The organism is Leptospira hartskeerlii (assembly GCF_002811475.1).
In the GTDB taxonomy this organism is placed as follows: domain Bacteria; phylum Spirochaetota; class Leptospiria; order Leptospirales; family Leptospiraceae; genus Leptospira_B; species Leptospira_B hartskeerlii.
Genome location: NZ_NPDL01000009.1, coordinates 141,713 through 165,675, shown reverse-complemented (window position 1 = coordinate 165,675; position 23,963 = coordinate 141,713). Strand labels below are relative to the sequence as shown.

Annotated in this window: 19 protein-coding genes; 5 read left to right on the top strand and 14 right to left on the bottom strand. The window is 41.2% G+C overall.

All coding sequences use genetic code 11. From position 1 onward, the window contains the following. The first annotated feature begins 185 nt into the window (after positions 1-185). Positions 186-1,307, top strand: coding sequence for an alkane 1-monooxygenase (locus CH352_RS16410; RefSeq protein WP_100707982.1), 1,122 nt, complete (start codon positions 186-188; stop codon positions 1,305-1,307). A gap of 87 nt (positions 1,308-1,394) precedes the next feature. Here CH352_RS16410 and pepN read toward each other — a convergent pair whose 3' ends face one another. Genes pepN through CH352_RS16395 form a run of 3 tightly spaced genes read right to left on the bottom strand, consistent with a single transcriptional unit; the run spans position 1,395 to position 5,772 of the window. Continuing rightward, positions 1,395-3,917, bottom strand: a complete 2,523-nt coding sequence (pepN, locus tag CH352_RS16405) for an aminopeptidase N (RefSeq protein ID WP_100707932.1) — start codon at positions 3,915-3,917, stop codon at positions 1,395-1,397. Position 3,918: 1 nt separating this feature from the next. Then, positions 3,919-5,178: an MFS transporter gene (locus tag CH352_RS16400; RefSeq protein ID WP_100707931.1), complete on the bottom strand. Its 1,260-nt coding sequence runs from the start codon at positions 5,176-5,178 to the stop codon at positions 3,919-3,921. A 9-nt stretch (positions 5,179-5,187) separates the two neighbouring features. Continuing rightward, a complete protein-coding gene (locus CH352_RS16395; protein WP_100707930.1) occupies positions 5,188-5,772 on the bottom strand; it encodes an NUDIX hydrolase in 585 nt (194 codons plus the stop codon). Between the two features lie 162 nt (positions 5,773-5,934). Between CH352_RS16395 and CH352_RS16390 the strand changes: the two genes are divergently transcribed. The 3 genes from CH352_RS16390 to CH352_RS16380 are packed head-to-tail and all read left to right on the top strand — an operon-like array spanning position 5,935 to position 11,304. After that, positions 5,935-8,391 (top strand): ATP-dependent helicase, encoded by a 2,457-nt coding sequence (locus tag CH352_RS16390; RefSeq protein WP_100707929.1) that lies wholly within the window; start codon positions 5,935-5,937, stop codon positions 8,389-8,391. A 4-nt stretch (positions 8,392-8,395) separates the two neighbouring features. Beyond that, positions 8,396-9,040 carry a tetratricopeptide repeat protein gene (locus tag CH352_RS16385; RefSeq protein WP_100707928.1) on the top strand — a complete coding sequence of 215 codons (645 nt, stop codon included), beginning with the start codon at positions 8,396-8,398 and terminating at the stop codon, positions 9,038-9,040. Further along, the gene (locus CH352_RS16380; protein ID WP_243396430.1) at positions 8,944-11,304 is read left to right on the top strand and encodes an LIC_12586 family protein; all 2,361 of its coding nucleotides are present in this window, start codon (positions 8,944-8,946) and stop codon (positions 11,302-11,304) included. The genes CH352_RS16385 and CH352_RS16380 overlap by 97 nt, the downstream gene beginning before the upstream one ends. Here CH352_RS16380 and lpxB read toward each other — a convergent pair. From lpxB to CH352_RS16335, 8 genes are all read right to left on the bottom strand, one after another. Beyond that, positions 11,294-12,574, bottom strand: a complete 1,281-nt coding sequence (lpxB, locus tag CH352_RS16375) for a lipid-A-disaccharide synthase (RefSeq protein ID WP_100707927.1) — start codon at positions 12,572-12,574, stop codon at positions 11,294-11,296. The two genes, CH352_RS16380 and lpxB, sit on opposite strands and share 11 nt — an antisense overlap. Continuing rightward, positions 12,522-13,376: an LpxI family protein gene (locus tag CH352_RS16370; RefSeq protein WP_100707926.1), complete on the bottom strand. Its 855-nt coding sequence runs from the start codon at positions 13,374-13,376 to the stop codon at positions 12,522-12,524. The genes lpxB and CH352_RS16370 overlap by 53 nt, the downstream gene beginning before the upstream one ends. A gap of 4 nt (positions 13,377-13,380) precedes the next feature. Further along, positions 13,381-13,620, bottom strand: a complete 240-nt coding sequence (locus CH352_RS16365) for an FmdB family zinc ribbon protein (RefSeq protein ID WP_100707925.1) — start codon at positions 13,618-13,620, stop codon at positions 13,381-13,383. A 26-nt stretch (positions 13,621-13,646) separates the two neighbouring features. Then, positions 13,647-15,080 (bottom strand): SH3 domain-containing protein, encoded by a 1,434-nt coding sequence (locus CH352_RS16360; protein WP_100707924.1) that lies wholly within the window; start codon positions 15,078-15,080, stop codon positions 13,647-13,649. Positions 15,081-15,098: 18 nt separating this feature from the next. Continuing rightward, positions 15,099-16,697, bottom strand: a complete 1,599-nt coding sequence (locus tag CH352_RS16355; RefSeq protein ID WP_100707923.1) for a TolC family protein — start codon at positions 16,695-16,697, stop codon at positions 15,099-15,101. A gap of 29 nt (positions 16,698-16,726) precedes the next feature. After that, entirely contained in the window at positions 16,727-17,611 is an 885-nt protein-coding gene (gene sucD / locus CH352_RS16350; RefSeq protein WP_100707922.1) for a succinate--CoA ligase subunit alpha, read from the bottom strand. A gap of 26 nt (positions 17,612-17,637) precedes the next feature. Further along, a complete protein-coding gene (gene sucC, locus CH352_RS16345) occupies positions 17,638-18,810 on the bottom strand; it encodes an ADP-forming succinate--CoA ligase subunit beta (protein WP_100707921.1) in 1,173 nt (390 codons plus the stop codon). A gap of 277 nt (positions 18,811-19,087) precedes the next feature. Next, on the bottom strand, positions 19,088-19,534 hold the full coding sequence (locus CH352_RS16335) for a DoxX family protein (RefSeq protein ID WP_100707920.1): 447 nt from the start codon (positions 19,532-19,534) through the stop codon (positions 19,088-19,090). A 359-nt stretch (positions 19,535-19,893) separates the two neighbouring features. Between CH352_RS16335 and CH352_RS16330 the strand changes: the two genes are divergently transcribed. Further along, complete coding sequence (locus tag CH352_RS16330) at positions 19,894-21,033, top strand: DUF819 family protein (protein ID WP_100707919.1); 1,140 nt, start codon at positions 19,894-19,896, stop codon at positions 21,031-21,033. Positions 21,034-21,127: 94 nt separating this feature from the next. Here CH352_RS16330 and ruvA read toward each other — a convergent pair whose 3' ends face one another. The 3 genes from ruvA to CH352_RS16315 form a co-directional block, all read right to left on the bottom strand. After that, complete coding sequence (gene ruvA, locus CH352_RS16325) at positions 21,128-21,763, bottom strand: Holliday junction branch migration protein RuvA (protein WP_100707918.1); 636 nt, start codon at positions 21,761-21,763, stop codon at positions 21,128-21,130. A gap of 11 nt (positions 21,764-21,774) precedes the next feature. Further along, entirely contained in the window at positions 21,775-22,746 is a 972-nt protein-coding gene (locus CH352_RS16320) for a hypothetical protein (RefSeq protein ID WP_100707917.1), read from the bottom strand. Between the two features lie 93 nt (positions 22,747-22,839). Next, positions 22,840-23,946 (bottom strand): MBL fold metallo-hydrolase, encoded by a 1,107-nt coding sequence (locus CH352_RS16315; protein WP_244283365.1) that lies wholly within the window; start codon positions 23,944-23,946, stop codon positions 22,840-22,842. Positions 23,947-23,963 lie beyond the last annotated feature (17 nt).

The window sequence follows — 23,963 nt, the reverse complement described above, 5'->3', positions numbered from 1 at the left end:
AGTCGCCCAATCCTTTCTTTTGTCGGATCCGCCGATTTGGACTGTTTTAAAACGATTGTTAGAAAAAATCCCAATCTGGGGATTTTTTTCTTGATCCGAATTGGGTTTATGTTATAATACCAAACGTTCGAAATAAATTAAATCGATTGATTTTCCCGGAGAAATGCGGGATAGGAGAGAGAGAGATGAGTGTAGGGAAAAGATTATCCTTCTTAATTGCATACCTGATCCCGGGGCTAGCCGTAGCAGGTTATTATTTGGGAGGCAGTTTTAATTTTTTAACTTTGGCAGTGGTATTTGGAATTCTTCCGATCATGGATCTTTGGATCGGGCCGGATGCGAGTAATCCTAAGGAAGAAGATGTGCCTGAGCTTCAAAAGGAATTATACTTTAGATTCCTGACCTATGGTTGGGCCTGGATCCAATTTGCATTAGTGATTTGGGCTCTGTGGGAGGTCCAAACTCAAACTCTTTCCACATTGGAATGGGGAGCTTTTGTTTTAGCGATCGGCGTGAACACCGGCGGGATCGGGATCACAGTTGCTCACGAACTCGGGCATAAGAACACTAAGATTGAACAATGGTATTCTAAGTTCATTCTGATGACTGTTTGCTATATGCATTTCTTTATTGAACACAACCGAGGTCATCACGTAAATGTTTCCACTCATGAGGATCCTGCTTCCAGTAGAAAGGGTGAGTCATTCTTCGCTTTTTATCCAAGAACAGTTGTAGGAAGTTTAGTGAGCGCTTGGAACTTAGAGAAAAAAAGACTGGGTAAACTGGGCAAGTCCGCTTGGACATTGGACAATGAGATGATCACATCCATGATCATTCCTGTTTTGTTCATCTCTACAGTAACCGGGATTTTTTATGCGATCACCGGCAATTTGAATTGGCAGGTGCCCGTATTTTTCTTTGTCCAAAGTTGGATCGCATTCTCCTTATTGGAGCTCGTAAATTACATTGAACATTACGGCTTGGCTCGTAAGGAATTATCTCCTGGAAAATTCGAGAAGGTCCTTCCGATCCATTCATGGAATCAGAACTTCAGCTTGTCTAACGCGTTCTTGTTCCAACTACAAAGACATTCGGATCATCATGCGAACGCGGGAAGGAGATACCAATCTTTAAGACATTTTGAAGAAAGTCCTCAGCTTCCTTATGGATATGAATTGATGATACTTCTGGCTTTATTTCCTCCACTTTGGTTTAAGGTGATGGATAAAAAATTGGAAGAATGGAAGATCCAACATGGACAAACTTCGGGGAGTTCCGGAGGAAAAAGGGAACCTGCTACTGCATAGTCCTGTCTAAAAAATAGATCTTTTTGGTAAAGAGTTAGAGGCTGCCCTCTAACTCTTCTTTTTTCTTAGAGAACTAAGTTAGTCTTTTTAGTCTTTGTATTTTTCTAAAACCTTCAAGGTTCTTTGCATATCGTCTCTTTGCTGTTGGAGATCCTTCTTCAATAGTTCCGGTAGTTTTTTATTTTGATCCAGAAATTCTTGGGTTCTTTTTAGAAGGCTTGGATCCGGCTCGAAAGAAGGGAACATCATATGACCGAATGCAGAAGCAAAATGCGGATCTCTTGTCTCATACACTGAGATCACTAAATTAAAATAAGAATCAGTATAAGAAACTAATAACTGCTTTTGGTGATTCCATTGGAATCCCCTCATCCCGTATCTTAGAAAGTCGGTAGAATCTCCTTCTTTCGGTTTCAGGAATCTTTCCCAGGATTCTCTTTTTGTTTCAGGATCCGGGAAGGAAACTTTAGCTAAGAATGCCTTTTTAGCTCCTAAATCCGTATTATCTTTGGCAACTTCTTCTTCGATTCGTTTGGAAGATTCGGGATCTCCGTAAGCGCTCAACCTAGATAGAATGACCCAACGTCTTTCTTGGTCCATTGCGATCCCTGGAATACTTTTTTTCTGATCCAGCAATTCTTTCAAATAAGAAAGTTGTTCTATAGATTTAGAAGTATTTTCTAATATTCTAAACCATAGGATCTGCTCTTGTTCCGGGTTTTGGGCAAGAAGCGATTTTTCTTTGGCGATACTGTTCAATTTGTCCGACCAGTTTCTCTTCTCTGCTTCCGGGATATAATTGTCGATTACTGTTAGAGCTTTGGTGAGTATATGGCTATTTCGAACGGAAAGATCCGGTTCTTTTAAGCCTTGGTCCAAAGCTAACTCAAGGAATTCTTTGGGAGAAAGTTCGGCGTCTCTTACCATTTGCCATAAACTTCCCCATACAACTCTTCTGGAAAAACGATCCTTTAAAGTATGGAGACTTCTTTTTAAGATGGGGAGCGATTCTTTGCTGAGATAAGTTTTGGCATAAGCAAAGTCTTCTGTATTCAAAAGTAGAAGGTCCGCTTCACCGGAATAATTCTCTTCTAATAGAGTTTCTTTTCCTTTTACGAGTACTCTTTTTTTCCAGACTTCTTCGAGGTTCCCGTTCTTTTCTCTGAATAATGAGGCTTGGAGAGCATGGGTGCGTAAAAGTCCGTTTGTTGCAGAAGGTCCTTGGTATAAAAATAATCTACCATTTTGTCGAACTGGACTGAGAGTGTTGACTCCTGTTGTCTCTAACCATTCTTTACTCCAGCCTCTGATATCGATTCCGCTAGTTTCCGACATGCAAGAAAGAAAATCGTTTAGTACTGTGTTTTTCTCGGCATGCCTTTTGAAATAAAGCCTCATTGCATCTCTGAATTTTTCTTCTCCCACGTAATACATCAATTGGCGAAGAACGGATGCACCTTTGGAATAAGAGATCCCGTCGAAATTGCTGATCGCTTCTAACGTATTTTCCGCTTTTCCTGCAATTGGATGGGTAGTGGAGAGTTGGTCTTCTCTATAGGCCCATTCTTCTCTTACATAAAAATGTTCTAATGCATCCGGGAAAATTTTTCCTTTGGACATAGAGTAATAAGAAAGATAATCCGCAAAACTTTCATTCAACCAGAGATCGTTCCACCATTTCATCGTGACCAGGTTTCCGAACCACATATGTACCATTTCGTGATACACTGTGTTTGCTCTGTTTAAGTATTCTGAATAGATCCTAGGTCCTCTGAAAATATAACTTTCGGAGAATGTGACTGCTCCCACATTCTCCATGGCTCCCATATTGAATTCTGGCACAAATATCTGGTCGTATTTTCCATACGGATAGGAAACCGCGAAATATTCCTGAAGGAATCCGAATGCTTCCTTTGTAATCGCAAATAGATTCTCCGCGTCCATATACTTGGAGAGAGATTTTCTGCAGAATATTCTGAGAGGAATTTCTCCTGCTTTATCTTCCCAAACTGCGTATGGTCCTACGATTAGAGAGAAAAGATAAGTGGAGAATTTTTTAGTCTTATTGAACTTTATGTTTTTATAATTCCCCTGTGTTTCTTCCGATTTTGGAACAGTGTTATGAATATAAGTCCATTCGGAAGGTCCTGTGATCTCTAACTCGTAAGTTGCTTTTAGATCCGGTTGGTCAAAAGAAGGGAATAATCGATGAGCTTCGAACGGTTCGAAGTCGGTATGCATATACTCGGCTTTGTCAGAAGGATCCGTAAATTTATGAAAACCGGAACCGCTATGATCGAAAACGTTTTTGTATTTTACCTTAAGTTCATTTTTGCCTTCCGCTAATAATTCTCCAGGTAAGAAGAATGCGGATTCTTTCTTTTCGTAATTTGTTTCTTCTTTTCCGTTTAGCCAAAGGATCTCAATCTTCTTAGATACAAAATCTACTTTAAGTTTCCCTTTTTTGCCGCCGCTGTATACGAATCGGACCGTGGTTTCTCCCTCGTATTCTTGGGATCCTTTTTCCAGTTTTATTTTTAATGTATAGTCCACTTCGGAGATCTGTCCGGAGCGGAGCATCGCTTCTTGTTGAGTAAGAATATTGTCCATATTAAACCGTTATATCCTTTAGATCCATTTTTCGAAGGCGAGGTGCGATCGCAGTAACGATCCCTACGGTTAAGAGAGTGAGTGTTCCTCCGATTACCACGGAAGGGACCAGGCCGAATGCTTTTGCGGTGGCTCCTGATTCGAATGCTCCCAACTCATTGGAAGAACCTATGAATATATTATTCACTGCAGAAACTCTTCCTCTCATATGTTCGGGAGTATACATTTGAACGATCGTATGACGGATCACAACACTTACCATGTCAAAAGAACCGCTTACGATCAAGGCTGCGCAGGAAAGATAAAAGTTCTTAGAAAGTGCGAATACGATCATACATAGCCCAAAACCGAATACACTACTGAGCAATATGATCCCCGAATTTGTTTTAGGAGGTTTTACTGCGATAAATAATGCGCAAAGCACCGCACCGATCGCTGGAGCGGATCTTAAAATTCCGTAATATTCAGGACCCATTCCTAAAACTTCTCTGGAGAATGTGGGGATAAGCGCCACTGCTCCGCCGAATAATACTGCAAATAGATCCAAACTGATCGCACCTAATATCAATTGATGTCCGAATACGAATTTCCAGCCGGTTCCCAAACTTTTCCAGATGGATTCCTTCTCTCCTTGTTTTTCCGGAACAGGTTTAGAAGGAACAAGTAGTAGTAGAAATAAGGAGAATAACATAATGCAGAAATCCGCGAGATATGCGGTCTGCACTCCGTTAAATCCGGTCAGAAGTCCTCCTAACATTGGACCTAAAACTGCGGAACCTTGCCAAGCGACACCGCTCCAAGTCGCCGCGTTCGGAAAAATTTCCTTAGCTACCAGCTGGGTTTGAAATGCTGCGATACTAGGAGATAAAAATCCTCTACAAATTCCTGAGAAGAAGATTACGGAATAGATGGGATAAACCCAATATTCTTGGATGACCCATTGAAAACTAGGAAGAGTGAATAATAAAAGTAAAAAGGAACTAAAAGTCAGACCGCTTAAGGAAAGAAAGATAATCTTCTTTCTTGGAAAACTATCCACAACCAATCCGGAAAAGAGAGAAACTGCTACGTTAGGCACGAGCTCTGCAAATCCGATCAGTCCAACGAAAAATGCATCGTGGGTGATATTATCTATCTGCCAGAAGACCACAGTGGATTGCATAACGAATGAAAGTGTGACCAAAAATTTTCCGGCCAAGAAGTTCCTGAATTCAGGGACTTGTAAAGAGATGAATGGGCTCGAGCTTGCGGATTTTGTCATGAGATAGTTCTACTTCTTCTTTGCTCCGTATTTTAAAAAGAATAATCCGAACGCTGCCACGACCAATGCGTGGTGTACGATATTCTTCTCTAAAATTTCGGGGATTTTGTCTAATGGATATTGATACACTTCTATTTGTTCGCTTTCATCCAGTTCTTGTCCACCCGGATGAGGATAGACATTTCTGGCGATATAAGTATGACACCAATTGTTCATAAAGGAAGGATTTGCAGAGACCTTTCCTAGATATTCCCAATCATCCGAGATAAAACCTGTCTCTTCTCTTAATTCTGCCTGAGCGGATTCTAAGATTGAATTTTTTTCCGCGATCCCACCTGGGATTTCCAAACAATAAGAATGCAATCCATGTCTGTATTGATCGATCAAGATCACATTTTCATTGGAGGTGAGAGCGATTACATTCACCCAATCCTTGGATTCTACTTTGTAAAAATTGCCTGAGATCGTTTTGTCCGGAGAAATTTTCGGAATGGAAACTAACTCGAAAATTGGAGTTTTGAATTCGGAAGTTCTTTTTCCTTCTTCCCAGAGATTGGAATCAGGGAGGTAGTTTTCTGGATGGAATTCTTGCATATCTGCGGTTTCTTCCAGTTTTTTGAAATCCTTTCAGATTCGCAAACCTTTGCCTGTACGCAGTTGACAAGAAGAGAAAAATCAGGATTATGTCGCTTATAGCTGGGGTTCGAAAAACCGGATTTTTCGGATCTTGAGATAATTTTGCCCTCATAAAATCTGATGAAAGAAGATACAAATCAAAGTCTGGATCTGTTTTCCCATCTGGAAATTCCGGAAGGAAAACCGGAGCAGGATCTACCATTACTCAGCTTCTCCGAAAGCATTTCGGACGGGAAGGAAGAAGGTCCGCTCGTGGTAGGAACTCCCGCTACTTCTCCAATGGAAGAAATACAAGAGGAATCCTACGGTTCTTCCTTTTATGATGAGGATGATTTTTCAGAAAAAGAGACCTCGGAATTCGTTTCTACTTCCATAGAAGTTTCCGAAAGTTCCGAAAAGATTGAACTTGAGTCAGTGGTAGGAACTCCAGAACAGGAAGAAGTCTTGGCCTCAACCGAGGTCAATTCTGAGATCGCTGAAGTATCTGAAGAAAAACCTTCTATTCCCAAAAGAAAAAGAGAAGAAAGGCCGAAGGAACCTCGGGACTCCGCTGCTATTTTCCTAAGTCTGTCTCCGGAACAAGCGCGTGCCGTGCAAACGATTCACGGTCCTCTTTTGATTTTCGCCGGTGCAGGTTCCGGAAAAACAAGAGTGATCTCGAATCGCATCGCGCACATGATCCAGGACCATTATATACCTGCGGGAAAGATTGTTGCATTGTCCTTCACAAATAAAAGTGCAAAGGAAATGGGAGAAAGGGTTCGTAAACTTATTCCCAGAAATTTATTAAAAGGGATTACTCTTTCTACATTCCACTCTTTGGGACTTGGAATCTTAAAAAAACATATCGAGAAGTTGGAATACAAACAACCTTTCCTTCTTCTGAACCAAGCGGACCAAGAAGGTCTTGTGACAGGAATGCTTGTGGCACAAAAGCTCGAGCCTAAACGTCCTCAGATCATGGAAGTTCTTTCTAAAATTTCCAGGATCAAAAACTCAGGAGAAGATTATTTAGCGGATATGAGGACCTCTATGAATGAGGGTGATCTTCTGGCCGCCTCTCTTTTTCAGCAATACCAAGATACTTTAAAAGAACAGAACTCTATCGACTTTGACGATTTGATCCTTCTTCCTTCTAAACTTTTAAGACAGTTCGAAGAAGTCAGAGATGAATACCATAAAAAGTTCCAATATTTCATGGTGGATGAGTTCCAAGATACAAACCCGATCCAATACGAATTTTTAAGAGCACTCATGGGAGAATCGGACAATCTATGCGTGGTGGGTGACGACGACCAATCCATCTACGCTTTCAGAGGTTCCGATGTAAGTTTGATCCTTGGATTCGAAAACGATTTTAAGGGCGCAAACGTTATCCGTCTCTTAGAGAATTATAGATCCACTGATATCATTGTTTCTGCTGCGAACTCTCTCATTCGTCATAATCTTTCCAGAAGATCCAAAGAACTTTTCTCTAAGGTGCCTGGTGCACTTAAAGTGAAGTATGTGGAAAGAAGTGATGAGAAAGACGAAGCGGAATGGGTTGCCGAAAGTATCCGAGAAGAGATCATAAAACAAGCGAGAAAGGGAAGCCAGATCGCGATCCTTTTCCGCACGAATTTCCAATCCAGGCCTTTTGAAGAAGCGTTTAGATCTAGGGAAATGCCTTATAAGGTAGTGGGCGGATATAACTTCTTCGATCGTAAAGAAGTCAGAGACTTGATATCTTATATCCGTCTCATTGCAAACCAAAAGGACGATGCATCTTTATTAAGGATTATTAATTATCCGAAACGTGGGATCGGTGCTGGATCCATTTCTCTTGTGCATGAGAAAGCGGCTCAGAATAAGGAATCTCTTTATGAGACATTATTTAGAGTATGTGAATCTCCCGATTTTATACCTGATCTGAACCGTAAAATTTCTTCAGAGATCTATAATTTTGTAAATCTGATCGAAAAGGCTAAGAAAAAATTCTCTTCTTCACCAAGACTATTCTTCGCATTACGAGAGTTAATTGCGGATCTGGGCCTGGAGAAAGAGATAGTGCTGGAAGAGAAAGAGGAGAAGGTCGCAAAGGCTCGTATCTATAATATGTCCGAGCTTGTGAATATGTTGGCATTCTTCGAAGAAAATAATGACTCAGGAGAAAAGCCTACTCTATTCGACTTTATCAACCGTTTGGCGATGCTAATGGAAGATGAACCTTCCGATGAGAAGGAAGATAATCGAGTACAGTTACTCACCATTCACCAATCTAAGGGTTTGGAGTTCGAGTCTGTTTATGTCGTAGGACTGGAAGAGGGGATCTTGCCTTCCGGAAGGGCCACCGTCGAAGACCAATCTGTGGACGAAGAGCGCCGTTTGATGTATGTAGCGATGACTCGGGCGAAGAGGCATTTATGCTTGACAGGTGCCGCTAATCGCCGCAAATTTGGGGAGCAATTGGCTTCCGAGCCTTCTCGCTTCCTGAGTGAGATAGATCCGGAGACTTTGGACTGGCTTTCTAACGAGGAAACCAGACAACAGGAGACTAGTGATTTCCTGCAAGAACTCGAAAAATTGAAAATCGGATGAGAAAATGAGTAAATATCTGACAATATTGTTTATCGGAGCTCAATTCCTCCTCTACTGTGCAAGTACACAAAAAGAAGGGGCGGTTTCCGCCAATTTAGAGACCCAGGTCCGAGCGGAAATCAAGGGAATAGACCAGCAATTAAGCGATCTACACCCTGAAGACAAAAGACGTTCCGAGCTACTCCTCCAAAAATCCAAACTTTTACTAAAAATCGAATCTTTCAAAGAAGCTTCTCTCGTATTGAGAGAAGTGCAAAATTCTAAGGATGGTCGTAATCTTCAACATTTGGACCATTATTTAGGTTCTGCTTACCTTGGGATCAACGACTACGATAATGCTATCGTTCATTTCCGTAAGTCGGACAATGTAGATCGCGATTTTGAGTCTGTTACCCGCAAAAAAATGTGGGCAAAGGCGTATTTTGAAGATGAGAAATATGGCCAGGCTCTTGGGATTTTAGGCCGAGCTTCCAGAGAGAAAAACTTTGAAAAAGATCTATTCTACTATGAGACAGTAGTAGTCAGCTTCTACAGAATTAAGGAATACAAAAGATGTCAGTTGGTTCTGGAAGAGGGATTACAGAAATTTCCGGAAAGTCTAGTGCTGAAGGAAACCTCGGAAAAAATCAGCCAGGTTCTCCAGCGGTAATTTCTCTCTCTTTCCCTCTCCCTAAAAATCCATTCTTTAAAAAGGACAGCGTTACATTCCAGATCGCTGTCCCGGCTAAATTGTATCGATTCGTATCTTCTTCTTTTGAACGGATACAATCTATTATAGAAAAACCTTCCTTTAGAAAGATCTCCATTGCTCTGATTGTAATATTCCTTCTACTAGCTGCTGTAAAAGAAACTGCAGAATGGTACTTCGTGAGAAGAGTGTTGGATTTACGCGGGGTGAAGGAGCTCACGCGCGGATTTATCAACGAAGAATTGGACAGGGCAGTGACCCTGGGAGTTGTAGAATACGAATTCCCGAACCATGTATTTATAGAAGATCTAAAAATTTCCAGCGATGAGGACTTTGCTTCTCAAAGAATGATCTTCAAAGCAAACAAAATCGAATTATTATTAAGAGGTCTTTGGAAGAGTCAACCTTCCGTAAAAGCGATCCGTGTCCGTAATGCACAATTGAGCATTGATTTGGAAGACAGGATCTCCGGAGAAATTCTTTCCTATATTCATAAGATCAATATTCCTGAGATCAGATTAGAAGATACTACTGTCACCGTTTACAAAGGTGGCAAAGTCCTTTTGGAAAATGTGAAAGGAATCGATTTTAATATCAGAAAAGAGGATACTAAGATCAATGTTCAGATTTCTGATTCTTTATTTCCTATTCCTGGATTTAGATATGTAAGCGGAACATTCAGCACGGATATCGGAAGCAAGAATATGAATCTGGAAATCCTGTTTAAGAATGCTAAGGCAGAATCTTCGGGAGGTTTGTATTCTGAATTCTCCCAATTCTATCCTAAGAAGGGAAAAATTTCAGGGCACGCAATCTTAGAGTCCGACGGAACCAATCTGAAGGTCCAAGGTAAAACAGAATTTTCTAATGTAAAAGGGATCGTTTTACAGGAACTTCCATTACAAAGCGAAGTTTGGGAATGGAAAGATATAGATCTGGAACATGAATGGACCCGTGATCAAAAAGGTGATGTTTTCACTGAAGAACATAAGGTATTTTCCGGAGAAGATAAACTTACTCTTCTAAAATCTAAAAACGAGAAGGGGCTTAAATCTTGGGATTTGAGCCTGACTGTCCAAGACTTGGATGATATTCGTAATTTTCTGCCTGTTTCTTCCGATCTGGAAACTTTGGGTGGAAGTCTGGATCTACATTGGAAAGGTGCTGAAACAGGAAATTATGGAGACTGGATGAAGTCAGAGGCGAAATTCTCCCTCCAAGATTTCAGATGGAAGGATCCATATTTGGATCTGGAAATCAAAGATGCGGATCTTGGCTGGAGCCCAGCGGGAATTTTAGAAGCAAAGTTAAAAGGAAAACAATTTGGTCTTCCTTGGTCTGCAAGCCTGAAAGGTAAAACCGGATACAAAAAGGGAATTAAGGGAGATGGGAGTTCCTACTTCCCTTTGCAGGGAGAATATAATCTTGAGTTAGAGACTGACTCCATCGTACTTTCTAACTTTTTTCCATTGTATAGATCTGTTCGTCAATGGATCAGAGAAGATATCCATACTAGAATGGAAAAGCTGATCCCTGAAATTAATTTTACTAGAACTCCTATCTATAAATATTTCTTAGAAAATCCTACCGGTAATCTCAAACTTACTTCTAAGGAAGTAAAATGGGATCTTGGACTTCCGAGTATGGGCAAGTTGGATGTGGGTTTGAAATTTGCGCCATCTCAATCTAGATTGGATGCAAGTATCGCAGGTTCCGGAACTGCTAAATTGAATTCTTATTTTACTTATGGAACTGATAATCCTTATTTCGGAATAGATTTCGAGACAGTTAATTTGGCCTGGGGTGTTCCTAGCTTTTCTTTCTGCGGGGGGGACTTGATCCCGGAAAGTTTGGATTCGGACGGTAATATACGATTTAACGGAAATAATTTTTTAGACATTCATGATAGAATGTACGTCACCATAGACAAAGTGAAACTTTCGAACACGATTTGGAAAGGAAAGGGGGAATTTCCTGTCCCTGTTCCTCCTAAGTTCGAAATGGGATTCGATTATTGGAATCCTGGTAGCCCTCCCAAACGAAATGTTTATTGGAAGAGTGGAAACGTAAGTGCAACAGCGAACTCTTATATAGATTCTGATTCTGTGAAATACTTTGTGACCGGAAATACTTATTCACTTTCCAGTGAATCTAATTCTGCAGTTCCGATCTCTGCATTTGCATTTAAGATTAAAGAGAACAGCGCTGGTTGTGTCAAAGAGTAGCGACCGGCTTTTCTTTTAGAAACTGAAGAATTGCCTTACTTGCGTTTTTAGAACTATGCTCTTCGCCTAAAGATTCTTTTACAGAGCGGATCTCTTCTATCATCTGGTTCCTGTATTTTTTGTTTTTCAGGATGGCCATTGTCTCTCTTACAGTTTCTTCCGGAGTGCATTCTGCTTGGATGAGTTCCTTCACTGTTTCCCTTCCGCTAAGAATATTTACGAGTCCGATAAAAGGTGTGCGGATCAGAAAAGCTGAGATAAAATAACTAAGTAAGCTGACCTTATATAAGATCACCATCGGTTTTTCGAAATATACAACTTCTAAAGTAGCAGTTCCGGAAGTTACTAGAACGATATCAGAAGCCTCGATACATCTTAAAGAACGATCGAATAAATATTCGATCTTGATGCCGGGATAAGCTTCTTCCGTTTCTTTAATTTTAGTTTGGATAAACTCTTCTTCTTTTAAGTTGATATTTGGGATGAGAAAGCGCACATGTTTTTTTTCTGCTTCCGCTTCTTGGTGAATGAGTGCAGCGGACTTAAGTAGTGTATCCAACATTCTATGGATCTCTCCCGTGCGAGAACCCGGCATAAGAGTGATCGTTTGCAAATGAGCCAGTTGTTTTTCGTCAACTGGGATCTGCGCTTCTTTTCGGATCTTCTCCTTAATCCTTTGGGCGATCGGATGTCCAACAAATACGGAACGAACTCCGTAATCGTCGTAGATCTTTTTCTCGAATGGAAATAATACCAACATCAGATCTATCGTTTCTTTGATCTGATAGATCCGACCGAAATTCCAAGCCCATAGTTGGGGAGACACATAGAAGATCACTTTAATCCCTAACTCTTTGAGCCTGGCTGCTAGTCTAAGATTGAAACCTGGATAATCGACTAGGATTGCATGTGTACAAGAACGTGCCACGGCTTCCTCTACCAATCGATCCATGAGTGCTTTTAGGAATTTGTATTTGAATAAGACTGCAGTGAAGCCGATCACGGAAAGTTCTTCCATGTTTTCTATGGAGTCGAAACCTTCTTCCAACATTCTTGGGCCGCCGATCCCGAAAAATGTTAGTTCCGGATCATGTTTTTTAAGTTCTTTTAATACTTCTGCGCCGAGTAAATCACCGGAATGTTCTCCGGCTAATATCATAAATACGGGAGAAGAAGGTACGGAAAGATTTTCCGTCCTTATTTTGTCTCCGGCCTTCTTAGGCTTTAGGGAGCTTTTTTTGGGTAGAGTTAATTTTCGAGACGTTGCCACGGCCGATGCTCAAGATATGGATTTTCAATTTTTCTGCAAGGTTAATAAATTCGGAAGGATTTACAATTATGGTCTCTCCTTCTCGAAAGGCGAGTGTATCGCAGTTATTCTCGCTCATTACTTTTAAGGTTTCTATTCCTACTGTAGGTAGATCGAATCTAGGGTCTTGGCTAGGTTTAGAACTTTTGCAGACTACAGCCTTTCTTTTTTTGGCGAAACTACCGCCTCTTCGAATTGTTTGGTCTGTTCCTTCTACAGCTTCTACCGCCAAAACGGATTTGTCTACTACCACTACTGCTTGGCCTATATCCAGATGGGCGATCTTCTCGGCGTATTCCATTCCGAAGGTCACGTCCTCTATCTGCTTCTTGTCCAGGGCTCTTTTGGTATAACGTCCTTCCGGAAGTAACAAGGATTTTAGATAGGTCTTTTGAGAAATAATATGAATGCCTTGTTTTTCGAAATCTTCTGCTACTGTTTTGAAGATAGAATAATCGTGGCGGTTCACCATTCTTGCGAGTAGTGCCAGAGCTTTTAAGTCGAAGTTCAGGCTTTTAAAAATAATCTCTTTTTTAACTTTTCCTAATAGAAGAAGCCTATCTATCTGATTGGTTTTACATGCTTTTAATAATCCGCCAATCTTTACGATCCGAATTGGGATCACTCTGTCCGGATAATTTCCTGGAGTAAAATCGGACTCAGCTATGGAAAGAAAGAATGGATCTTCCCCGGCAGCAAGAGCTTCTTTCATGCCTATCTGAGGAAGATTTCCTCCTCCCGCTAATATTCCTAAACGTCCCAAAAACTTAGTTGGAAGAAGAACCGGAAGAGCCGGTGGAGGATTCGGAACTTTTGGAAGACGATTTATTATCTGTTACGTAGAATCCGGATCCTTTAAAGATGATTCCCCCTACGTTGGAGATTAATCTATCTACTTCTCCAGTTTTACCGCAGAGAAGACAAGTAGTGATCGGGTCGTCCTTCATGGATTGAAAATGTTCAAAAGTTTGTCCGCAAGCCTTGCATCTATAATCGTAAGTAGGCACTTGATTTTCCTCGCTCGATCCTATGATCAAAATAAAAACTTAAATTGGAACGCTGCCGCATTCGAATCGGACTTTTTATCCGCTTGTTGCAGGCATAGTTTGAATAGAACTCCTTCAGTAGAGGAACCCTCTTCTTCGGGAGAAATTCCCTGTAATACGGTTTTTTCTCCTACTAATAGAGACGCTGAAGTCGTCCCGTTTACTGAAAAAATTCCAAGTTGGAATCGCTTCTTTCCACCCGCATTTCCAAGTATATACTTGTTCCTATTGATGGAAATACTCTCTCTGTCAAGGTCGATTAGGTAAGCGGACTTCCACTCGCCGGGTCTTCCTGAATATAGTTTAAAAATCGGAACGGATTCTTCTCCGCTTAAACTTGCTGTTAAAAATTCTAAGGATCTAAAAGGTTCTTCTACAATCCTGCAGATCTCTTTGTATTTTCCAGTTTTAGATCTATGTAATACGATTCCGTAATCTCCATCTAAGGCTAACTTTTCAGTAGGAATGTATTCTCCATGAAATCCAGGAGGGATTTTATCTTCCGTCCAAAATGCAAAGTCCCAGGCTTGGCTTTTTTCGGATTGAGAGAATTCCGCAAATGTTTCTTCTGCTTTTGCAGTAGAATAAGGATCTTCTTCTAAGAAGTGTGAGAAGATCCAACCTGAGATTTGTAATTCAGGAATATATACTTGGACCCAATTTCCTTTTCTTCCTTGGACTGTTTCAGAACGAGGGTCCTTGTCTAACGCATAAAGTAAGAGTCCTTTTTTTAGACGTGTCTTACCAGGGTTTTCCGTTCCAGGTCCGGTTCTGAGATTCGTATTCTCTCCGGTATTCTTAAATCTAGAACCGAGTAACGTAGAATCTTCTCTTACCGAGAGAAAACCTAATAGTTCCGAAAGTTTGATCTGGTCTCCGTCTGAAAGTTTGGTCTCTCTTCTTATAACTTTTTTAAGCACGGAAGAATAGGAAGAAATTCCTAACGTGACTGGGTTACTTCGGATCAGCTCTTTTAGATCGCGTAAGAATTGAATATCGTCTTCCCATTCTCCCGCGATCTCCGCTCTGGAGAGAATTGCTTTTTGTCTCCAGTATCCACCTGGTCTAAGTTGTAGAATAAAAGGATCTTCGAATACGGGAAATTCTCCTGTAGATTCTAGAGATTTGCCTGAACCTATCCCATTTTCTTTTTGGAGTCTTGCTGAAATTTTTGCTCTGTCTTCTGCATCTTTAGTGATCAGTTCCGCATTCAATCTAAGAAGAGATTGGGAACCGTAAAAAAGATCTTCAGGAGTAGGGGAGCTGGATTTTTTTACTAAGGAGATTACTTTCTCCCATTTTTCCTTTTTATAATACTCGTAAATGGTGTCGGAAGGTTTGGGCCAAAAGCGAATGGTAAGCCAAACGATTAGCCCGAATAATACGATCCCGAATATAGAAAGGAAAAATCCGCGTTTCAATGAGAACTACAAAACCTATTAATCCAAATGCGGAATCAGTTTTTCTGCATCTAGGTCGAATCTTTCTAAAAGCATATTCTTAGCGATATAGTATCTCATTAGATCTATATTGAAATTCACTTTTGCTTGAGTAAGACTGAGCTGGTCTCTCACCAAAGTATCCAAAGCATTCTTAACTGCGACTGCATCCGCTCTTCCTTGTTGGAAGCTTCGGACCACACCGTTATAATAGTTTTGGGTTTCTTTTTCGGTGACTATGGAGTTTTTATAAATTTTATAACTAGCTTCTAAAGAATCGATCCTTCCTCTCAGATCGTCTCTTACTTCATTCTTAACTTCAGTTTCTTTTAAGCTAGCTTGGCGAACTCCAATTTCGGAGTCTCTTCTTCCTGCAGCAACTCCCTTATCGAATAATGGATAAGAGAAACTTACTTTTCCGTTGAAGTCTTTGTATCGCGCTGACTGAACACCGTCAGTTGCGTCCATAAAATTTTTATCAGGACTTGTAATTGTCTGAGCCTGAGAAGAAGCGGATCCAGAAAGTGTAAGAGCAGGCAACTGATCACTTTTTGCATTCTTTAGCATAAGTTCAGCGATCTCTTTTTCTCTGACTGCGTTCAGATAATCCGCTCTCTTTTTGTAAGCGATCTCTAGGTCTTTATTGTAGTCAGGTTTCTCAGGAATTTCTTCCATAAGGTCTGTCTCTTCGGAAAGATCGGAATCATTCTCTAATTTTAAAGTACGAGCTAATTTTCTTTTTGCTTCGTCTTTTTGAACGACTGCGGTTTCTAATTGGCTATCTGCTTGCGCGAGTAGAGCGTTCCATTGGTTAACTTCGAATCCTTCTGAAAGTCCTAACCCTTGTTTACGCACTGTAAGATTTCGAATATTGCTTACGTTCTCTTTTAATCTGCGGAATGTTTTTAAGGACTGTAATTTAACTGAGTAGTCCCAGAAATCCACAAGAGATCCTACGATCGCTTCCGAGATCTGTAAAGAGACCTGGTTTTTTGCCATTTCTTTTTGGTTGTCCAGGATCTTTTCCTGGTTTCTTCCCTTATAACCGAATGAGTTCTTTAATAGGTCTTGGGAAACTGTAGCAGTGATAAATCCGGTATAAAGAGGAGGAAGTGCGAGTCCTGCGAAACTGGAAGTAAGAGGGTTACTCTTATCCTCGAAGGCGTTGGAGTCGAATCTTCTGTTTCCTGCTTCTAACTTGAAGTAGGTTCCGGTTGCACGGATCGTTTTTTCAATCCCTCCTTTGATCGTATCATCGGAAGTTTTTGTTCCGGTAAAGACGTTGTTCTGGTTTAAAGGAAGAACTGTTTGTCTAAAACTTCCGTCGGCTACTAATCTCCAAGAATATTGGGATTCGGCTTTTAAGTAGCTCGAATCGGATTTTGCCAATTCGTATCGTAAGTTTTGTAGTTTGAAGTTACTATCGAGAGCTCTTTTCACTGTCTCTTCTGTGGTTAACTTCAAAACTTTTCCGGATCTATTCTCTTGGGAGAATACTCCGGAAAAACCTGAAAGGAGGATGAGGCTCGAAACTAAAAAGACGGAGATCGTCTTCCCGCTCAATGTTTTGGTCCAAAAATTCCCTTTTTCTAATTTCATAACCTTTCCTCCCGATCTAAAGTATTAGATTAACCTAATGCTTTTTTCATTTTTTCGCCGACTTCGGCGATAGATTGGCAAACTGAAATACCTGCATCCTGCATAGCTTTCATCTTGGAAGAAGCTGTTCCCATTCCTCCACTGATGATCGCGCCGGCATGTCCCATCCTTTTTCCAGGAGGTGCAGTTTGGCCTGCGATAAATCCTACTACAGGTTTTTTAACATTCGCTTTGATGTAAGCAGCTGCTTCCTCTTCCGAGGTTCCGCCGATCTCTCCGATCATCACGATCCCTTTAGTTTCAGGGTCTTCGTTCAGAAGTCTGACTGCTTCCGTGTGATTCATTCCTGGAACTGGATCTCCACCGATACCGATCACGGTGGATTGTCCTAAACCGTGTTGGCTAAGTTGAGCAACTGATTCGTAAGTTAAGGTTCCGGAACGAGAAACAATACCGATACTTCCTGCTTGGTGAATGAAGCCTGGCATGATCCCCATCTTTACATTGTATTTAGGGGAAATGATCCCAGGACAATTCGGTCCGATCAGTCTGGTTTTGGAATTTCTTAAAGCGCTATACACTTTTAGCATATCGTGCGTTGGAATTCCTTCAGTAATACATACCACTAAAGGGATCTCGTTAAAAATTCCCTCTAAGATAGCGTCAGCTGCAAATGGAGGCGGAACGAAAATGATAGATGCATTCGCACCTTCTTTTTCCATCGCGTCTTTTAGACTGTTGAATACCGGAACTGCCTTACCTACTAAGTCCGCTTTTTGTCCCCCTTTTCCTGGAGTGACACCGCCGACTACATTGGTTCCGTATTCGATCATCTGCTGCGCATGGAAAGAACCTTCTTTTCCGGTAATACCTTGTACTACGACTTTCGTATTGTTATCTACTAATACTGCCATGTTATATTAAGTTAACCTTATGTTTTTTATTTAATGGCTTCCGCCACTTTTTTGGCCGCGGTACGAAGATCTTCTTCCGCGATGATGTTGAGACCGGATTCGTTTAAGATCCTTTTTCCTTCTTCCGCGTTGGTCCCTTTCAGACGAACGACTAACGGAACGTGGATATTTACAGCTTTAGCCGCTTCGATGATCCCGTTTGCTACTCTGTCGCAGCGAACAATACCTCCGAAGATATTTACAAAGATCCCTTTCACGTTCGGATCGCCTAAGATCAGTTTGAATCCGTTGGTAACAGTAGTAACGTTAGCTCCACCACCTACGTCTAGGAAGTTTGCAGGTTCAGCACCGGCAAGTTTGACGATGTCCATGGTTGCCATTGCAAGACCGGCACCGTTTACCATACAGCCGATGTTCCCATCTAACTTAACATAGTTGATATTATATTCGCTGGCTTGTACTTCCAAAGGATCTTCTTCGGAAATGTCTCTAAATGCAGCGTTTTCAGGATGGCGATAAAGAGCGTTCTCATCTAAATCCATCTTACAGTCACCCGCAACGATTTCGTTCTCTTTTGTAAGGATCAAAGGGTTGATCTCTAATAAAGATGCATCTTCTTTAATATAAGCATTATAAACGGAAGTAAGAAGAGCTTTGAAAGATTTATGAGATTCAGTAGGAAGTCCCAGGTCGAAAGCGAGTTGAGAAGCTTGGTTCGGTTGTAATCCGATACCTGGATCGATAGCGATCTTTAGGATCTTTTCAGGATGAGTTTCAGCAACTTCTTCGATCTCCATACCACCTTCGGTCGAAGCCATGATGATTGTTTTGCGGATCGCACGATCTAATAATACGCTTAAATAAAATTCCTTCGCGATATTGATCCCTTGCTCGAGATAAACTTTTAAAACTTTTTTACCTTCAGGACCTGTTTGAGGAGTGATAAGCTGCATGCCCAGGATCTTATCGATAGCTGCTAATGCGTCTTCTTTCGTTTTGGTAACTTTAACTCCACCGCCTTTTCCCCTACCACCGGCATGGATTTGGGCTTTTACGACTACAACAGAAGCTCCCGTTTTGGAAGAAACTTCTTCGTGGGCTTTTGCACCGTCTTCTTTTTTATCAATTACTACGCCGAAAGGAACTTTGGCGTTATGGCGTCTCAGGATTTCCTTGGCCTGGTACTCGTGAATTTTCATGAATCAACCTTGTTTTTTTGGATGTGAGTTCAGTTTGGAATGCTTTTTCTAAGGATTTTACCTGGAAGAATCCTGTCCATCCCCTTTCGGTAGGAGTTCCCACAAGGGCATTGAAATGCTAAGACAAACCTTGGTCCAACGGGTTTTGGCCGCCTCCCGCCTGGGGCGGGACTGGGCTGCTTCGGGCTCGTCCCTGCGGGACTAAAGTCCTTCGCATCCCTGGCGGGTAGTACATGAAAAATCCTCCGGAGGCATAATGCAGGGAGGATTTATAAGATTAGAGTGAAGAAAGGATAGCAAGATCCAAGGAGTAAGCTCCGCCACCTACGATTGCTAAAGCGATCGCAAGTCCGATGGCTAATATTTGGAATTCATAACCTTCCCCTTTTTGAGTTCCGAACCAGTTGATGAAAAATCCATGTTCTCTGTGAACGAGTAGTGCCGCTCCAAGCATGATAATGCCGATACCGATTGCGGAAACACGAGTGAGCAGTCCGAGGACCAGCGCTACGGAACCGAATGATTCACCTATGATGATTAAGAAAGCGATGATCCCTGGAAGTCCTGCTGTTTGAGTAAAATAACCGTAGGTTCCTTTGAAGCCGTAACCACCGAACCAACCCAATAATTTTTGTGCGCCATGTGGGAAGATTACGATCCCGAGGGTTAATCTTAAGACCAGTGGGACGATATCGTTGCTGGTTGCTAAAAGTGTTTCTAACATTTTGAATACTTCCTTCTATTAATTTAGGAATTAATAGTTTATTATTAAAGTATATTACTTTGAATATGAAGTATTTCTTACAAGTTTTTTTCACCAGGGTCGGCCCAAAATCGGAAATTTTTTCAGGTAGGAACTCCTAACCTGGAATTTGGCTGCGATAAACTGTTCGGAATCGCCGATTTTGCAGGATTTTTTCGACTTTTAGAGAGGATCAATATATGATTCTATGACCCAGTTTATTGGCCTGAATTTTTAGCAAAATTCAATATAGCAGAATTAAATCTGTTATTTATGAGGATGGGATTTGGGATAGTCCCGGAGATCTTTCGATACATTCGGAAAAAGATCAGGAGAGAAGAATGTCTGAAGTATTCCATTGGATAATCTCTGTTTTATTTTTAGGATTCATTCTGGGATTTCCATGGTTGGCAGGAAGTCTTTCCAAGAAGCACAAATGGCTTGGGTTTTTAGGTCCCGTCGTTCTATGTTACGCTTCCGGAATTATATTAGGTAACTTGATCCCAAGTGAGTTTTTGCCTAAGAAGATTGCAGAATCAGTTTCCGAAATTTCTATTCCAATCGCGATCCCGCTCTTACTTGCTTCTTCCGATTTTGGACGAGGAATTAAAGAAGCAAGACTTGCATTATTCTCCTTCTTTCTTTCCTGTATTGCTGTCGCGATCTCTTCCGTTTCCGTAGGATTTTTCTTAAGCTCTCTACATCCTGAATCTTCCAAAATAGGCGGGATGCTTGCTGGCTTATATACGGGAGGAACTCCGAATTCAAATGCGATCGGTCTGGCGCTGGATGCAGGCAAGGCAACAATTGCACTCGTGAACACGGTGGATCTTTTGATTGGCGGGACTTATCTTTTATTTCTGCTTAGTTTTTCCAAAAAAGTATATTCTATTTTTCTAAAGCCTGAGGTTGTAGGGGAGGTCGAAGAAGGAGCAGTTTCAGAAGCTAAGGTTTCCCCTAAAAATCCAGTCGTAAGTTTGTTATTAGGAATTGTTCTCTCCATTTTGGGACTTGGTGCTTCTCTCGGGATCTCTCAAGTAATTTTCGGAACTGCTTCTGCACCCTTCATCCTTTTGGGAATTACTACGTGGGGAATCGGGATATCATTTTCTAAAAAAGTAAGAAGTTTGGATATTTATCCTGTCGGATATTATTTTATTCTAATATTCTCTGTTGCCATCGGTTTTTTGGCGGATTTCGGAAGTTTGGTTAAGGGTGCTTCCGGTGTTCTTTTAATCGTGCTTGCGACTATGTCGATTGCGATCCTTCTTCATTTGATTTTCGGAATTTTGTTTAAGATCCCTGTGGATACTTGGATTATCACTTCTGTTTCCAGCATTTATGGTCCTGCGTTTGTGCCTTCTGTTGCTGCGGCGATTGGGAATAAAGGGGTGCTGATTTTGGGAATCTTAACGGGACTGATCGGTTATGCGGTAGGGAATTATTTAGGTCTGGCCGTGTATTGGTTCTTGGCGAGGTGAGAAAGAAGGCGCGGAATATTGATTCCGCGCGATTTTTTTAAATGCGCGCGATGTTGGAATTCCAACATAGGAATGATTCCCCCGCGCGATCTACTTAAAGATTCTTTAATATTTCTCGGATCAGTTCTCCTGTATCCGTGAAGTTTTGTTTTTTAAGGACCTTCTCCACTTCCTTGAGAGCAGACTTGTCTTCGAAACCCAATTGAACGAGTGCTTGCACTGCTGTTTCTTTAAAACGATCTTCAGGAGAAGGAAGTTTTTCTTTGGAAGTTTGCGGGATAGATGGATCTTCCGGCCCTGCTTCTAAAAATAGCTCCAGTTTTTTCAGGTTTTGTTTTACTTCGAAAAATATTTTCTCGGAAGTCTTGGCTCTGACCTTCGGAATTTTTTCCAAGTCCTTTGCTTCTCCGGAAGAAGCGATCTTATGCAATTCCCAGGGACTGAAGAAGGATAATACTTTGAGCGCGGTCATTTCTCCGATTCCGTGCAAGCCTTTCATTACTTTAAAAAATTCTTTATCTCTTTCTTGTAAGAATCCGAAAAGCTTTTGTCCTCTTTCGGTGATGGAGTGATGGATATGAAGTCGGACTTCTTTTGCGGAAGTTTGGAATTCTTTCAGTTCCCAATAGGTCTTGAATGAAATTACGATTTCATAAGTTACTCCGTGAACATCTAAGTGCACGGAGCCTACTTCTAGTTTTCGGATAGAACCTTGTAGTCCTGAGATCATGTCGGGAAAGTTTAAAAAGTGATGCCTGCGGAGGCAATCATTTCCACAAATCCGAAATTCTGTGTGGCGCGGTCTTTGGATTTTCCGTTTGTGTAGATACTTGTTAGATCTATATATCCACCTTTTGCTCCGAATTCAAAGAAGAAGGATTTGAACAAGTCGATCCTAAGTGCGGAATATCCGGAGACTCCGTATCCGGAAAGATGGAATCGATTATTATGACCTTCTCCAAAAAGTCTTACATCACTTCTACAAACTACCGGACCACCTCCGACTGAACCAACTAAGCTGAGTGCGTTCTCTCCATTTGGAGAAACCCAGAGTGGTGCCACGTATCCAACATCTACAAATAGATAATTGAGTCCGTCTGTATGTTCGAATTTCAGGAAATCCGGAGTGATATTGATTGTTTCTCCTCCATGGTATCCTGCGAACTGATTTATATTATTAGGAAATAATAATGCATAAGGAGCAGATTCGAAAGAAGTATGAAGTCTTGCCCATTCTATTGCGTTAGGATCTATGTATCCGCTTATGTTTGCAGCCTGTCCTCTGGACATTACATATTTCATATGATCTTGTCCGAATGCGATGAACAGATTGTCCGTTAGATAGTAAGTAAGTTTAAAATTGTACTGTGGAATTTCCCAAAGTGAGGGATTCAGATATACGTCTGTGGAAAATTGTTCCGGTTTGTCCCTGGCAACCACATCTTTTAATGTAAAATGATATCCAGGTCCCTTAAAGTTGATATCACTTTGAGTATAAGAATCTCTGTTATATCCCCATTGGAAGGACCAGCGACCTTTTCTTTGGTCCACTCTTCTTTCTTCTTTTTTTGATCGTTCCGGTTGAGAGTCCGTTTTTGCCTGGGCCAAGCTAAAAGGTGCTTCTCCTCCTACAGCAAATAGAGAAGTGGAGAAGGTTAGTAGTATTAAGATAATATAATGAAGGAATGACGACGATTTAGTTTCGGATCTCATTTTGGACGGAAAGCCTCCGGGACACAGTTCTATGCCAGAATTCAGGAATAGTTCCGGGAGGCTATGTTTTTTCTTACGATATAAATTTCCAAATCATTCCAAGTCTATGCCGCTGCCTATAGTCCAAGGTACAATTTTGACCCCGTCTTTACTTCCCCAGGAAATTCCATCCGAAGTAGGATAGAGTCCTTTTGTATCGGGAGAAGAAGGGAAGGTAAGTCTTTGTTTGAGGTCCAACATAGGCTCCTTTGGTAGATCATCTCCTAAAGGAAATGTCCCCCAATGGATCGGTGCAAATGACTTTGCATTCAGATCCTTGGTCGCAACCAACGCTTCCTCCGGTCCGATATGCGCGTATTTCATAAACCATCTTGGTTTATAAGCCCCGATAGGAAGAAGTGCAAGATCCACCGGTTTTCCCAGACGTTCCGAGATATTCTTAAAATGAGAAGAATATCCAGTATCTCCCGCAAAGTAGATGATCTTTCCCTGCGCTTCTAAGGAATAACTTCCCCAAAAGTATTGGTTCGTGTCAGTGAACCCCATTCTACTCCAGTGGTGTGCAGGAAGAAATGTGATTTTTACGGATTCTTTTGTGCTAACCTGGCCCAACTCTTGGGAAACAGTAGATCCTAAATTTTCTTCTTCCGAAAATGATTTCATTCCAGAGGGAAGAAGTATCTGTAAGTTCGGATTTTTACTTCTCAAATATCTCAATGTATCCCGGTCGAGATGGTCTCTATGAGCATGACTTACTACCACAAAGTCCACTAGAGGAAGATCCTCTTTTGGGATAGGAAGTTTGACTAGCCTATTTACTAGGATTGGAGCTTCAAAGATAGGATCCGTCAGAACATTTACTGTTTTCCCTTTAAAGGTAGAAGAGATCCAAACTGTGGCATGTCCGAACCATACCACTCTGACTTTTCCTTCGGGAGCGACTAGGTCCTTAGAGTTTCTTTCGAGCACTATAGGAAGTTCTTCGGTAAGTCCTTCTACTGCAGGAGGATCTTTAGGTCCCAAGAGTTTCCAACGTAGGATCGCTAAAGGAGACTTTCCCTGCAATTCTTCGTCCGGATCTAAATTATGATATCTACCTTCTCTATAACTGGGGGACTTTACTCTTTCTGGATCCAGTGGAAAACAATAGAAAAATGAAATTGCGAGTAAGAGAGTCGTAGAATGGAATATTAAACTCATATTGTTGTTTTGGACCT